This window comes from Nioella nitratireducens, assembly GCF_001879715.1.
GTDB lineage: Bacteria > Pseudomonadota > Alphaproteobacteria > Rhodobacterales > Rhodobacteraceae > Nioella > Nioella nitratireducens.
Window position 1 is genome coordinate 149,704 of record NZ_MNBW01000010.1, and the last position, 12,329, is coordinate 162,032.

14 protein-coding genes are annotated in these 12,329 nt (G+C 64.0%); 9 read left to right on the forward strand and 5 right to left on the reverse strand.

Annotated features, from left to right (window positions below; translation table 11 throughout):
• Positions 1–147: 147 nt before the first annotated feature.
• On the forward strand, positions 148–1,407 hold the full coding sequence (phaZ, locus tag BKY27_RS12105) for a polyhydroxyalkanoate depolymerase (RefSeq protein ID WP_071674746.1): 1,260 nt from the start codon (positions 148–150) through the stop codon (positions 1,405–1,407).
• Between the two features lie 5 nt (positions 1,408–1,412).
• Entirely contained in the window at positions 1,413–1,970 is a 558-nt protein-coding gene (locus BKY27_RS12110; protein ID WP_071674747.1) for a DUF6151 family protein, read from the forward strand.
• On the opposite strand, the gene BKY27_RS12115 is transcribed toward BKY27_RS12110, so the two are convergent.
• From BKY27_RS12115 to BKY27_RS12125, 3 genes are all read right to left on the reverse strand, one after another.
• Entirely contained in the window at positions 1,967–2,659 is a 693-nt protein-coding gene (locus tag BKY27_RS12115; RefSeq protein WP_324609998.1) for an alpha/beta fold hydrolase, read from the reverse strand. The two genes, BKY27_RS12110 and BKY27_RS12115, sit on opposite strands and share 4 nt — an antisense overlap.
• 224 nt (positions 2,660–2,883) lie before the next feature.
• Complete coding sequence (locus BKY27_RS12120; RefSeq protein ID WP_084667958.1) at positions 2,884–3,864, reverse strand: alpha/beta hydrolase; 981 nt, start codon at positions 3,862–3,864, stop codon at positions 2,884–2,886.
• Positions 3,857–4,603, reverse strand: coding sequence for an alpha/beta hydrolase (locus BKY27_RS12125; RefSeq protein WP_071674749.1), 747 nt, complete (start codon positions 4,601–4,603; stop codon positions 3,857–3,859). The genes BKY27_RS12120 and BKY27_RS12125 overlap by 8 nt, the downstream gene beginning before the upstream one ends.
• A gap of 251 nt (positions 4,604–4,854) precedes the next feature.
• Between BKY27_RS12125 and thrS the strand changes: the two genes are divergently transcribed.
• Both thrS and BKY27_RS12135 read left to right on the forward strand, forming a co-directional pair.
• Positions 4,855–6,834 (forward strand): threonine--tRNA ligase, encoded by a 1,980-nt coding sequence (thrS, locus tag BKY27_RS12130; RefSeq protein WP_071674750.1) that lies wholly within the window; start codon positions 4,855–4,857, stop codon positions 6,832–6,834.
• Positions 6,835–6,946: 112 nt separating this feature from the next.
• The gene (locus BKY27_RS12135) at positions 6,947–7,999 is read left to right on the forward strand and encodes an NAD-dependent epimerase/dehydratase family protein (RefSeq protein WP_071674769.1); all 1,053 of its coding nucleotides are present in this window, start codon (positions 6,947–6,949) and stop codon (positions 7,997–7,999) included.
• A gap of 3 nt (positions 8,000–8,002) precedes the next feature.
• On the opposite strand, the gene BKY27_RS12140 is transcribed toward BKY27_RS12135, so the two are convergent.
• Positions 8,003–8,371, reverse strand: coding sequence for a hypothetical protein (locus BKY27_RS12140; RefSeq protein ID WP_071674751.1), 369 nt, complete (start codon positions 8,369–8,371; stop codon positions 8,003–8,005).
• 340 nt (positions 8,372–8,711) lie between these two features.
• Here BKY27_RS12140 and BKY27_RS20650 point away from each other — a divergent pair, with 340 nt between their 5' ends.
• From BKY27_RS20650 to BKY27_RS12160, 4 genes are all read left to right on the forward strand, one after another.
• Complete coding sequence (locus BKY27_RS20650; RefSeq protein WP_071674752.1) at positions 8,712–9,083, forward strand: BufA1 family periplasmic bufferin-type metallophore; 372 nt, start codon at positions 8,712–8,714, stop codon at positions 9,081–9,083.
• Between the two features lie 75 nt (positions 9,084–9,158).
• Positions 9,159–10,013, forward strand: coding sequence for an MNIO family bufferin maturase (gene bufB / locus BKY27_RS12150; protein WP_071674753.1), 855 nt, complete (start codon positions 9,159–9,161; stop codon positions 10,011–10,013).
• 3 nt (positions 10,014–10,016) lie between these two features.
• Positions 10,017–10,760 (forward strand): HvfC/BufC N-terminal domain-containing protein, encoded by a 744-nt coding sequence (locus BKY27_RS12155; RefSeq protein WP_071674754.1) that lies wholly within the window; start codon positions 10,017–10,019, stop codon positions 10,758–10,760.
• A complete protein-coding gene (locus tag BKY27_RS12160) occupies positions 10,757–11,314 on the forward strand; it encodes a DoxX family membrane protein (RefSeq protein WP_071674755.1) in 558 nt (185 codons plus the stop codon). The genes BKY27_RS12155 and BKY27_RS12160 overlap by 4 nt, the downstream gene beginning before the upstream one ends.
• Here the strand turns inward: BKY27_RS12160 and BKY27_RS12165 are convergent.
• On the reverse strand, positions 11,296–11,622 hold the full coding sequence (locus tag BKY27_RS12165; RefSeq protein ID WP_071674756.1) for an arsenate reductase family protein: 327 nt from the start codon (positions 11,620–11,622) through the stop codon (positions 11,296–11,298). The two genes, BKY27_RS12160 and BKY27_RS12165, sit on opposite strands and share 19 nt — an antisense overlap.
• A gap of 207 nt (positions 11,623–11,829) precedes the next feature.
• Here BKY27_RS12165 and BKY27_RS12170 point away from each other — a divergent pair, with 207 nt between their 5' ends.
• Positions 11,830–12,036, forward strand: coding sequence for a cold-shock protein (locus tag BKY27_RS12170; RefSeq protein ID WP_071674757.1), 207 nt, complete (start codon positions 11,830–11,832; stop codon positions 12,034–12,036).
• Positions 12,037–12,329: the final 293 nt, after the last annotated feature.

The following is a 12,329-nucleotide window of genomic DNA, read 5'->3' on the forward strand; positions in this document are numbered from 1 at the left end:
TCAGGCTGCTGTCCCATGCTTGATTTTGCCCTCTCAATGCTGCATTTGCATAGTAAGCCTTGCCAGGGTGAGGGGGCAAAGCGACGAAATGAACCGGGTCCGGCTATCGGACCGGTCGTTCCCTAGTTTTGCAGGAGTCACGACGCGATGAAACATCTTCTTACCTACGACATGATGGAATCGATCCGTGTGACCAACCAATGGCTCGGGTCCACGGCGCGCGCGATGTGCTCCTATCCGCAGCTCGGGTTGATCCCGAATCCAATGTTCAAGCTTACCGCAGCCTGGGGCGAGGTGATGGAGCGCAGCTTCGAGCGCATGATCGCCAAGCCTGACTGGAACATCTATACGATTCCCGGCGACGACGGCCGCGACCACATCATCGAGGTCGAATGCGTGCTGCCCAAAGCCTTCGGTGACCTGATCCGCTTTCATGTGCAGGGCCGCGAGCCGACCGGCCGCAAGGTTCTGCTGGTCGCGCCGATGTCGGGCCACTATGCGACGCTGCTGCGGTCTACCGTGGTCAGCCTGCTGCCCGACTGCGATGTCTACATCACCGACTGGCACAATGCCCGCGACATCCCGGTGTCCGAGGGCAAGTTCGACATCGAGGATTATACGCTCTACCTTGTTGATTTCCTGCGCGAAATGGGCCCCGACACCCATGTGATCGCCGTCTGTCAGCCGGCTCCGCTGGCGCTGGCCGCCACCGCCTACCTGGCCGAGGAAGACCCCGACGCACAGCCCCGCACACTAACCCTGATCGGCGGCCCCATCGACCCCGACGCTGCGGCCACCGACGTGACCGATTTCGGCAACCGTGTCACAATGGGCACGCTCGAACGCCATGTCGTGCAGCGGGTCGGCTTCAACTACATGGGCGCGGGCCGCATGGTCTATCCGGGGCTGCAACAGCTCAGCTCGTTCATGGCGATGAACGCCGAAAAACACGCCAAGGCCTTTTCCGACCAGATCCTGCGCGTCGCCAAGGGCGACGCCAAGGAACACGACAAGCACAACAAGTTCTATGACGAGTATCTGGCGGTCATGGACATGACGGCGGAATTCTACCTCTCAACGGTGGAACGAATCTTCAAGGGCCTCGAAATCGCACAGAATCGATTCACCGTGAACGGCAAGCGGGTGGATATCGGCAAGATCACCACCGTGGCTGTGAAAACCGTCGAGGGCGGCAAGGACGACATCTCGGCACCCGGACAATGTGTCGCCGCATTGCGCCTGTGCACCGGCCTGCCGGAAGAGAAGAAAGCCAACTACCTTGAACCCAATGCCGGCCATTACGGTATTTTCGCCGGGAAAAGCTGGCGCACCAACATCCGCCCGCTGGTTTTGAATTTCATCGACGCGAATTCCGGCACCTCTCGCGTTTCCGAAGCTGCCGAATAAGACCGATGGCGGCAGGTCAGCCCAGCCCGTTCACCTGCCGCTGCGGCACCGTCACCGGATTGCTGCACGATGTGCGCCCGTCCGAGGGCACCCATGCCATGTGCCATTGCAACAGCTGCCGCCGCGCGATGCAGCTTTCCGGGCTCGGGGACGCGGCAGCCGAGGGGGTCGATATATGGCAGACGACCCCCGACCGGGTCGAGATCACCGCAGGTGCCGACCAGTTGCAGCCGATGCAGCTTTCGCCGAAGGGGCTGTATCGCTGGACAGCGCGCTGCTGTGACACGCCAATCGCCAACACGTTCAGCAGCCCCGGCCTGCCGTTTGCCGGCATTCTCGTCCACACCTTGACCGACCCTGCGCCCCTCGGTCCGATCGTCGCCCATGGCTTTGTCACCGGGCCGGACGGCAAGCAACGCCACCAGAACGGGCGCAAGGTGATCTGGCGGTTCCTGAAACGAACGGTCGCCGCACGCCTGTCTGGCCGCTGGCGGCAGACCCCCTTTTTCGACAGCGACGGCCAGCCCATTGCCCCGCCGCGGCTGGCCCCAAAGCCTGACTAAAGCGTCAGCCAAGCCTCAAGTATGTCCTGCATCTCGCCGGGTTTTTCCAGGCTCGGCAGGTGCCCGGCCTCTTCCAGAACCACCAGATGCGCGCGGGGGATCAGGTCGGACAACAGTTGATGCCGACGTGGCGGCATCAGGGTATCGCATTCACCGCAGATCACCACGCAAGGCACCGAAATGCGCCGCAAGGTGCCTTGCTGATCAGGGCGGCGTTGCATGGCGCGGGATTGGCTTTGGAACGCCTCCGCGCCCGCCGCACGGCCCATCTCGCGCACCAGATCACAGATCGCGCCCCGCTCCGGGCCGGGGGCAAGTGCCGCGACAGGCACGGCTTCGGCCATCGCATCATCAAGCCGCCCGGCGCGCGCGCGGGTCATCATGCCTTCACGCGCGGCGGCGATACCGGGGCTTTCCGCCAAGGCGTCCGTCGCGATCAGGGCCAGACGCGTGACCCGTTCGGGGGCGCGGCGCAGCACCTCCATCGCGACCATGCCGCCAAGCGAGGCCCCGACAAGGGCAAATCGCTCCGGGGCCGACTCCAGCACCCGTTGCGCCATGTCCCGAACCGTGTCCAACCCGAAGAGCGGGGCAATCTGCACGGGCCGGTGGCGCGACATGACGTCGACCTGTGGGCCGAACAGCCGCACATCGCTCATGAACCCGGGCAGGAAAAGGACAGGTTCCACCACACACTCCCTCGAATGACTCGGATCTTGGGCCATCTGCGGCCAGCACACGGGACGGGTCAAGCCGTCCTGCGCATTCCCCGGCGGTCAACCGCCCACCCGCACAAATTCTGTGCCGGTCGCGCACCACATTCCCCGGTGCCGTCGCCCGGAACACCCCCGCTGCCGCCTCCCGTGGCGGGCCGGGGGGCAACATCGCGCACGGCTGGCCATCGCCAAATGGATCAATCGGTAAAGTCCGCGGCCCAGTCCACGATGGCGTCGGTCATCGGCCCGGTCATTGCCGGGCTGAGGATGTCCCCGCCAATCACGTGGCAGGACGGGTCCATGCCCTCGGTCGGTGGATCTTGCGGCAACACCGTGACCGCCCCGCCCCAGCCCCTGACAAATTCGCGCGTTGCGTCGGGAGAGACGACCTGATCGCGGACGCAAAACATCGCCAGCAGCGGCACAGTCACATCCCCGTAGTCGCGCCCGCGCGTCTCGCGCATCAGCGCCCCGAGGCTGGCCAGCACGGGCGAACCATAGCGCGTGGTCCAATAGCGGGCCTGATCGGCGTTATACGGCTCAAAGGACCGTTCCGGCCCCACCAAAAGCGGCACATAGGAGCGCGCAAAGCCGAGTTCCATCAACACGCCCGCCGGGTCGACCACCCGGAAATTGGGCGAGATCATCGCCACCCCGATCACATCCTCGGCCATGTCCGGCTCGGTCATCGCGTAGGCCGCCAGCGTCGCGCCCGTCGAGGTTCCGAGGATCAGCACCTGGTCGCCCACGGCGCGGGCCAGTTGCAGGTAAAAGGCCGCGTCATCCGCCCACTCCCCCGCCCGCGCAACCGCCAGGGCCGCCCCGTCGCGCCCATGGCCGCGCAACCGGGCGAAAACCAGGTTTGCGCCAAGCGCTTCGGCCACGCGGTCGGGCACGGGACGCAGTTCCTCGGCGGTGGCGGAAAAGCCGTGCAGGTAAAGCACCACAAGCGGCGTGCGGTCGCCCGGCGTGCCAGCCCAAACGATGCGCCCTTCCGCCCCCGGCGTGATGTCGTCGAACGCCGCTTCATGGGCTGCCAGAACCGCCTCTGCGTCCTCTACCTGCGATGCGGGACCGTGACGGGCCACCTCGTCGCGCGGACCGAAGGCCAGTGCGGCGGCCAGCAGCGCGATCAAGCCGATCACGCCGAGGCCAAGACGTTTTATCCACCTAAACACGGGCCAGCACCTCCTCTACCGCGCCGACGATGAGCGCGAGGCAATCGTCATCGGAAAAGCGGTGATCGGCCCCTTTCACCAAATGCAGCCGCACATCGTCGCCCTCCAGATGGTCGAGCAGCCGCAGCGCCACGGACATGTCCACATCCGTATCCGCCGTGCCCTGCAACAACCGCACCGGCGCGTCGATGCGCAGCGGGGACCGCAGCACCAACTGGTTGCGCCCGTCTTCGATCATGCGTTTGGTGATGACATAGGCGTCGCCGTAGTCCGAGGGCAGCGCCACACGTCCGGTCTGCTCCATCTCGGTCTTTTGCGCGTCGGAAAAGCCTGCCCACATCCCGTCTTCGGTAAAATCGGGGGCCGCGGCGACACCGACGAGGCCGGCCAAGATCTCGGGGTGTCGTTTTGCCATCAACAGCGCCTGCCAGCCGCCCATGGACGAGCCCACCAGAACCTGGGGGCCTTCGGTGAGCGTCAGGATCGCGGCCTCGGCATCCTCGGCCCAGTCACCGATGCAGCCGTCGGTAAAGCTGCCCGAGCTTTCGCCATGCCCGGAATAGTCGAAACGCAGAAAGGCGCGGCCGCTGCGCTTGGCCCAAGCCTCCAGGTGGACCGCCTTGGTGCCCTGCATGTCGGATTTGAGACCGCCGAGAAACACCACCCCCGGCCCTTTCCCGGTTGTCTGGTGAAAGGCGATGGTGCGGCCCTGATGCGTTGTCAGCGTCTGCGGGGTCATGGGATCGCGTCCTCCTGTTTTGTCCCTGTTTGTGCCCTTGGCAGCGGGCGGGAACAAGATTTTATGCCTCCGGCGGGAGTATTTTCGCCAAGAAGAAGGCGGGGCACGCGGGGGGGTGTTAACCTTAACGAAAGTTGAAAGCGGGGCTGCGGTCTTGACAGTCGCGGGCGAAGACGTCACCTCTTCGGCCGAACCAAATACCCGCAACCGGGCGTTCCGTGGGCGCCAAACCGACGAGGAGCTTGAGGCCGATGGCCCAGATTTCCCTGACTTTCCCCGATGGCAATTCCCGTGACTACGCGGCTGGCGTGACGCCGGCGGACGTGGCCGAGAGCATTTCCAAATCCCTGGCCAAGAAGGCCATTTCCGCCACCGTCAACGGCGCCCACTGGGATCTGCAATGGCCGATCGAGGGCGATGCCGCTGTTGCCATCCACACCATGCAGGATGAAGATCAGGCGCTGGAACTGGTCCGGCATGATTGCGCCCATATCATGGCCCGTGCCGTGCAGGAGATCTGGCCCGGCGTGAAGGTCACCATCGGCCCCGTTATCGAGAACGGCTGGTATTACGATTTCGACCGGGAAGACCCCTTCACCCCCGAAGACCTTGGCCAGATCGAAGCCAAGATGCGCGAGATCATCAACCGCCGCGATCCGGTAACGACCGAGCTTTGGGATCGTGACCGGGCTGTGGCCTATTACGAAGCCAATAACGAGCCCTACAAGGTCGAACTGGTCGGCATGATCCCCGAAGATCAGCCGATCCGCATGTATTGGCACGGCCATTGGCAAGACCTCTGCCGTGGCCCGCATCTGCAACACACCGGCCAAGTGCCCGCCGACGCATTCAAGCTGATGACGGTGGCCGGCGCCTATTGGCGTGGCGATTCCAACCGCCCGATGTTGCAGCGCATCTACGGCGTGGCGTTCAAGAACAAGAACGACCTGAAGGCGCATCTGACGATGCTGGAGGAGGCCGCGAAGCGCGACCACCGCAAACTCGGCCGCGAAATGGAACTCTTCCACATGCAGGAAGAGGCCCCGGGGCAGGTTTTCTGGCATCCCGGCGGCTGGACCATCTACACCGCCTTGCAGGACTACATGCGCCGCAAGCAACGCGCCGGCGGCTATCGCGAGATCAACACGCCGCAAGTCGTGGACCGCAAGCTGTGGGAGGCCTCGGGTCACTGGGAGAAATACCAGCATCACATGTTCATCGTCGAAGTGGATGAAAGCCGCGACGGCGAAAATGACGATGCCGAAGCCAAGAACCGCGACCAGACGCGGATCAATGCGCTGAAGCCGATGAACTGCCCCTGCCACGTGCAGGTGTTCAACCAAGGGCTGAAAAGTTACCGCGACCTGCCGCTTCGTCTGGCTGAATTCGGGTCTTGCGCCCGGTTCGAGCCCTCGGGGGCGCTGCACGGCATCATGCGGGTGCGTGGCTTTACCCAGGACGATGCGCATATCTTCTGCACCGAGGACCAGATCCAGTCGGAATGCGCGCGCTTCATCGACTTCCTCGCCAATGTCTACAAGGAACTGGGCTTCGACGATTTCGAAATCCGCTTCGCCACCCGGCCCGAAAAGCGCGTCGGCACGGATGAAAGCTGGGATTATGTCGAAGGCGCGCTGGAAAACGCGATCAAGGCCGTGGGCCGCGATTATACGCTGGAACCGGGCGACGGCGCATTCTACGGCCCCAAGCTCGACTTCTATCTGACCGATGCCATTGGCCGGGTCTGGCAATGCGGCACGTTCCAGGTCGATCCCAACCTGCCCGAGCGCCTCGGCGCCGTCTATATCGGGCAGGACGGCGAGAAACACCGCCCCTTCATGCTGCACCGCGCCTGCCTTGGCTCGTTCGAGCGTTTCATCGGCATCCTGATCGAGAACTGGGAGGGCAAGCTGCCGTTCTGGCTGGCCCCACGTCAGGTGGTGGTGGCCTCGATCGTGTCCGAGGCCGACGATTTCGTGCAGGAAACCGTGGCAAAACTGCAAGCCGCCGGTGTTCGGGCCGAGGCGGATATTCGCAACGAGAAGATCAACTACAAGATCCGCGAACATTCCGTGGGCAAGGTGCCGGTGATCCTCGCCATTGGCCGCAAGGAGGTCGAGGATCGCACCGTAACCGTTCGCCGTTTGGGCGAAAAGCAGACGTCGGTCGTCTCGCTGGACGACATCGTTGCCAGCCTCGGCGGCGACGCGATACCGCCGGATTTGCGCTGATCTTCCGCGAGGACAGCCCTTCGCTGTCCTCGCCTCGCCTTGACGCAGGTCATATCCGGGGGTGCAGGCAGGCGGCATGGTGCAGGAAACCGATCCAACGGCACGAGGCACCATGACCGACCCGACGTCCAGCACGTTCCTTGTCACTGGCGGCGCCGGGTTTCTGGGGATCAACCTGATCCGTGACCTGCTGGCGCGCGGTCATCGTGTCCGCAGCTACGACATCGCCCCCTTTGCTTACCCCGAGGCAGAGCGGATCGAGGTTTTGCAAGGCGATATCCGTGACACCAGCCTGCATGACCGTGCCTTTGACGGCGTGGACGTTGTCGTCCATTGCGCCGCCGCCCTGCCCTTGGCAGCGCCGTCCGAGATCCACTCGACCAATGTCGATGGCACCAAGGCCCTGCTGGACACCGCGCGCCGGAAGGCAACGCCGCGCGTCGTGCACATTTCCTCCACCGCCGTTTACGGCATCCCCGATCACCACCCGTTGGTCGAGGATGATCCAATGCAGGGCGTCGGCCCTTATGGCGAGTCCAAGGTGCAGGCCGAGAGGATTTGCCAGAGCTTTCGCGCAAGCGGCATGGTGCTGCCCATCCTCCGCCCCAAGAGCTTCGTCGGCCCGGAACGGTTGGGCGCGTTCGAGTTGCTCTACGATTTTGCCGCCGACGGCCACGGTTTCCCGGTGCTCGGCTCGGGCGCGAATCGCTACCAGTTGCTCGACGTGGCCGATCTGTGCGACGCCATATGCCTGACCGCCTTCGGCCCGACCGACACCGCCAACCAGACCTTCAACATCGGGGCGGACAAATTCGGCACGATGCGAGAAAGTTTTCAGGCGGTTCTGGACCGCGCCGGGCACGGCAAGCGGATCGTCGGCCTGCCCGCCGCCCCCGCGATCTGGACGTTGCGGGCGCTAGAGGCCGTGCATCTGTCGCCCCTCTACAAATGGATCTACGAGACCGCCGCAACCGACAGTTTCGTCAGCATCGACCGCGCGCGGCAAACGCTCGGATTTGCGCCGCGCTATTCCAATATCGACGCGCTTCTTCGGAACTATGACTGGTATCTCGCCAATCGGGGCCGCATTGCAGCGCAGGCGGGTGTCACCCATCGGGTGCCGTGGAAACGCGGTGCCCTGTCAGCGCTGCGCGCGGTGCTGTGACCCTCAGAAGTGGCTGACTTCTTCGTCGGGCTTGCCCGCCGCAATCGCCAGAACACCGCCAAGCCCGGCCAGCGCGATCGGGAACATGGTGAAAACGCCAAAGCCAAAGGCGTAATACATCCCCGCCGCCGAGAGCAGCAGAAAGATCCCGCCCCACAGCGCCCGCGCCCGTGCCATCGCACCACCGGCAATCGCAAGGATCGGCGACACGAGGCTGGCCGCCTTGATCAGGTCGGGGTTGTCCACCTGCCGGGCCAGATCCGGCACTTCGCCGAACATGTCAATGAAGACGACGTAGCCATAGCCGAAGAACCCCACGATCATTCCCAGAATACCGGCGATGATCCCCAGAACGAGGGCCGCATTGCGCATGGGGTGTCTCCTTTTTCTCGCGATTTCGATCCTCCAGATAAGACCTCACCGCTGTCGCGCCAAGGCGAAAGATTGAAACATTCTTCTTTGAACGCCGCAGGATCTGTTACGGACCGCACGACCGCGCGCCCACGGGGAAAGCTCCAACCATCTGATATCATTTTATATTTCAATCAATATGCTCGCCCATTGGTTGTCACGCGGGCCTAACAACCCGTCACGCGGTCGTGCTTGACGGCCCTGTGACTGGCCAGTGAGCGGCCCCGCGACCTACCAATTCCCCATCACCCGATCATGGGTGGGACAGAGTAACGGACGAAACCTCTAGGGAGACTTCACAATGTCGACTCACATGAAATCGCTGGCGCTGATGGGCGCCGTGGCCGCCGCACTGGGCACTGTTGCCGCAACCGGCGCCAACGCCCAGGACATGGAAAAATGCTACGGCGTGTCGCTGGCGGGCGAAAACAGCTGCGCCGCCGGACCGGGCACCACCTGCGCCGGAACGTCGACCATCGACTACCAGGGCAACGCCTGGACCCTCGTTCCCGCCGGCACCTGCGCCGACGTGAGCCTGCCGGGCGACCGCCACGGCGCATCCGAAGCCGCGCTTGAGGCGGACGGCTATATCGGCCTCGCCCGCGACCTGCCCGAGGGCCTCGCAGCCGACGTTCTCGCGCAGTATCGCCCCACCGAGATGATGGACGGCTGACACGTCCCCTGACACCTGACGCCCCCGGTCCGGGACAGGTCCGGGGGCGTCTTTCGACCCGCAGGAGCAAGACCCATGTTCGATACAGGCCATGACGCCGCCCTGCCCGCCCATGTGGGCATCGGCTACAAAGCACAGCATTTCACCGACCTGACAACAGCCCCCGGCCCGGTCAAATGGCTGGAAATCCACGCGGAAAACTACATGGGGGATGGCGGCCGCCCCTTGGCGCAACTGCGCGCTTTGACCGAGCGTTTCCCGATTTCGGTGCACGGCGTGGGCCTGTCCATTGGCGGCGAAGCGCCCCTCGACACCGACCACCTCAGCCGCCTGCGCCATCTTTGCGACTGGGTGCACCCCGCCAGTTTTTCCGAGCATCTTGCTTGGTCCACCCATGGCGACCATTTCCTGAACGACCTGCTGCCCCTGCCCTATACGTCGGCCACTTTGGCCCGCGTCAGCGCGCATATCGACCAGGTGCAAGAGGCGCTCGGTCGGACGATGCTGTTGGAAAACCCGTCCACCTATCTCGCTTTTGACGAGTCCACGATGGACGAGGTCACGTTTCTTACGGAAATCGCCCAACGCACCGGCTGCGGTCTGCTTTTGGACGTGAACAATGTCTTTGTCTCCGCCACCAACCAGCAATGGAACCCGACCGCTTATATCAACGCCTTCCCGTTGGCGCAGGTGGGTGAAATCCATCTCGGAGGCCACGACGAGGAGACCGACGAACACGGGGCGCCGCTGTTGATCGATTCCCATGGCCGCGAAGTGGTGGACCCGGTCTGGTCGCTCTACGCCCATACCATCGCCCAAGGCGGTCCAAAGCCGACCCTGATCGAATGGGACAATGATGTGCCCGATTTTCCGGTGCTGCGCGACGAGGCCGCCCGTGCCGCCGCGATCCTGACCCCGGCGAGGGCCTGAGCCATGGACCACAGCACCTTCGCCGCCGCCTTGCTCGACCCCGCCGCCCCGATGCCAGAGGGGATGACCGACCCGCAGGGCCGCCCCGCGGGCAAACGCTTCGATGTCTACCGCAACAACGTCACGGCGTCCCTGATCGACGCGTTGCAGACAGGGTTTCCCGTGCTGCACAAGCTATTGGGGGACAAGAGCTTTCGCACTCTTGCCCTGATGGCGGCACGCCATGATCCGCCGCGTTCTCGACAACTCTCGCAGTATGGCGCGTCCCTGCCCGACCTGATTGCACGGCTTCCCGCACTCGGTGCCTACCCCTATCTGCCGGACATCGCCCGGCTGGAACTGGCAATGCGCAGTGCCTACCACGCCGCCGATCACGACGCCTTGCAGACCGATGGCCTGTCACCCGAGGCGCTGATGGACCTGACCCCATGCCTTGCGCCCTCGACCCGGGTCGTCGCCTCGCCGCATCCGATCCTGTCGATCTGGCGCCGCAATACCGACCCGGACGCGCCCGCACCGCAACCGGGCGCCGAGGCGGTGCTGATCGCGCGTCCCGGCTTTGACCCGGTGCCCCATCTGCTGCCCAAGGGCGGTGTCACTTTCGCAGAAGCCCTGACAGGCCACACGCCGCTGTCCCTTGCCCTCGAACGCGCCATCGACGCCGCGCCGGGGCTGGACGTGGCCGCGCTTCTGACCGTTTTCCTGACCTCGGGCGCGCTTTGCCTGCCCCAACCGGAAGATCAATGATGCGCCTTCTCCACCTGCATGACCGCCTGTTCGCCATGATCGAGGCCCATCTGGCCCCGCTCCTGCCGGTTCTGGCCCGGCTCGTTTTTGCCGCCACGCTGATGTTCTATTACTGGAATTCGGCCCTCACCAAGCTGGGCGACGGGCTGTTCGGGATCTTCCGCCCGAGTGTATCGGCCTATGTCCAGATCCTGCCCCGCATGGCCGAGGCCGTCAGCTATGACACCAGCCAGATCGCCTTGCCGTGGCACCTGCTGGTGCTTGGCGCGACTTGGGGCGAGTTGCTGTTTCCGCTGCTCATCCTTCTGGGCCTCTTCACCCGGCTCGCCGCGCTTGGGATGATCGGTTTCGTGATCGCGCAAAGCTGGGTCGATGTGGTCGGCCATGGCGTTGCCGCTGACGATCTGGGCCGCTGGTTCGATCGCGTGCCAGATAGCCTGATCCTCGACCAACGCGCCTTCTGGGTGTTTCTGCTGCTGACGCTGGTTCTGCGCGGGGGCGGCGTGCTGTCGCTCGACACCCTACTGCGGCGAGGTCAAAGCAGCGCTGCCTGAACCTCCTTGCCCCAGCCCAGATAGAGCGTTCCGTCGCGCGCGCGGATCACCGGGCGCTTCATCATCGCCGGGTGCGCCTGCAACAGCGCCAGCGGCGCACCGGCGCGGTCTTCCTCGCTCAGGCCGCGCCACGTGGTCGAGCGGGTGTTGACCAGCGACGGCCCGAAGGCATCGAGGAAATCGGCCAGGTCGGCGGTCTCCAACGGGTCGCCCCGCACGTCACGGAACGTCACCTCATGCCCGCCCGCAGCCAGCGTTTTCAGGGCCTTTCGGCATGTGTCGCATGTTTTCAAACCATAAAGCTGCATGTTGCCTCCGTGCCGCGCCCTGCCATGACAATCCCATGAAACAGGCCGAAAAATTCTTGCGTTTTTCTGAAATCACCTCATCTTGCGTGCCGTGACAACAGAATTTTGCGAAACCGCGCTCTCAAGAAAGCCGGCCTGAATCATCTGTCGGCACCGTACCGCCGCAGTTCCGTGGGCGGAAAAAAGGACTTGAGAAGGAAGACGGATATGCCCACTGGCACCGTAAAATGGTTCAACACCACCAAAGGCTATGGCTTCATCGCCCCCGACGATGGCGGCAAGGATGTGTTCGTGCACATTTCCGCCGTGGAACGCTCTGGCATGACCGGCCTCGCCGATAACGAGAAAGTCAGCTACGAACTGCGTGAAGGCCGCGACGGTCGGGACTCTGCGGTCGAGTTGCAAAAGCTCTGAACCATAAGGTCGCCGGACCTGTTTGACTGCGCCGCCGGGTCCGCGCCCCGCGCGGCGCTTTTCATTGCCGCCCCAGCAGATCCATGGTCAGCGGGCAGTGCGCGCCGCCATAAAAGGTGTCGAGGACCTCCCCGAACACCGCACCGCCCCCCGCCGCCTCGAACAGTGAGCTACCCCCCCGAATTTCGGACACTGACATAAGCTACGAATTGCAGTTTGCTGATCTTCGACGAGAAGGAGATCAGAGATGTCGAAACGCAAGCAGCACGCGCCCGAGTTCAAGGCGAAGGTCG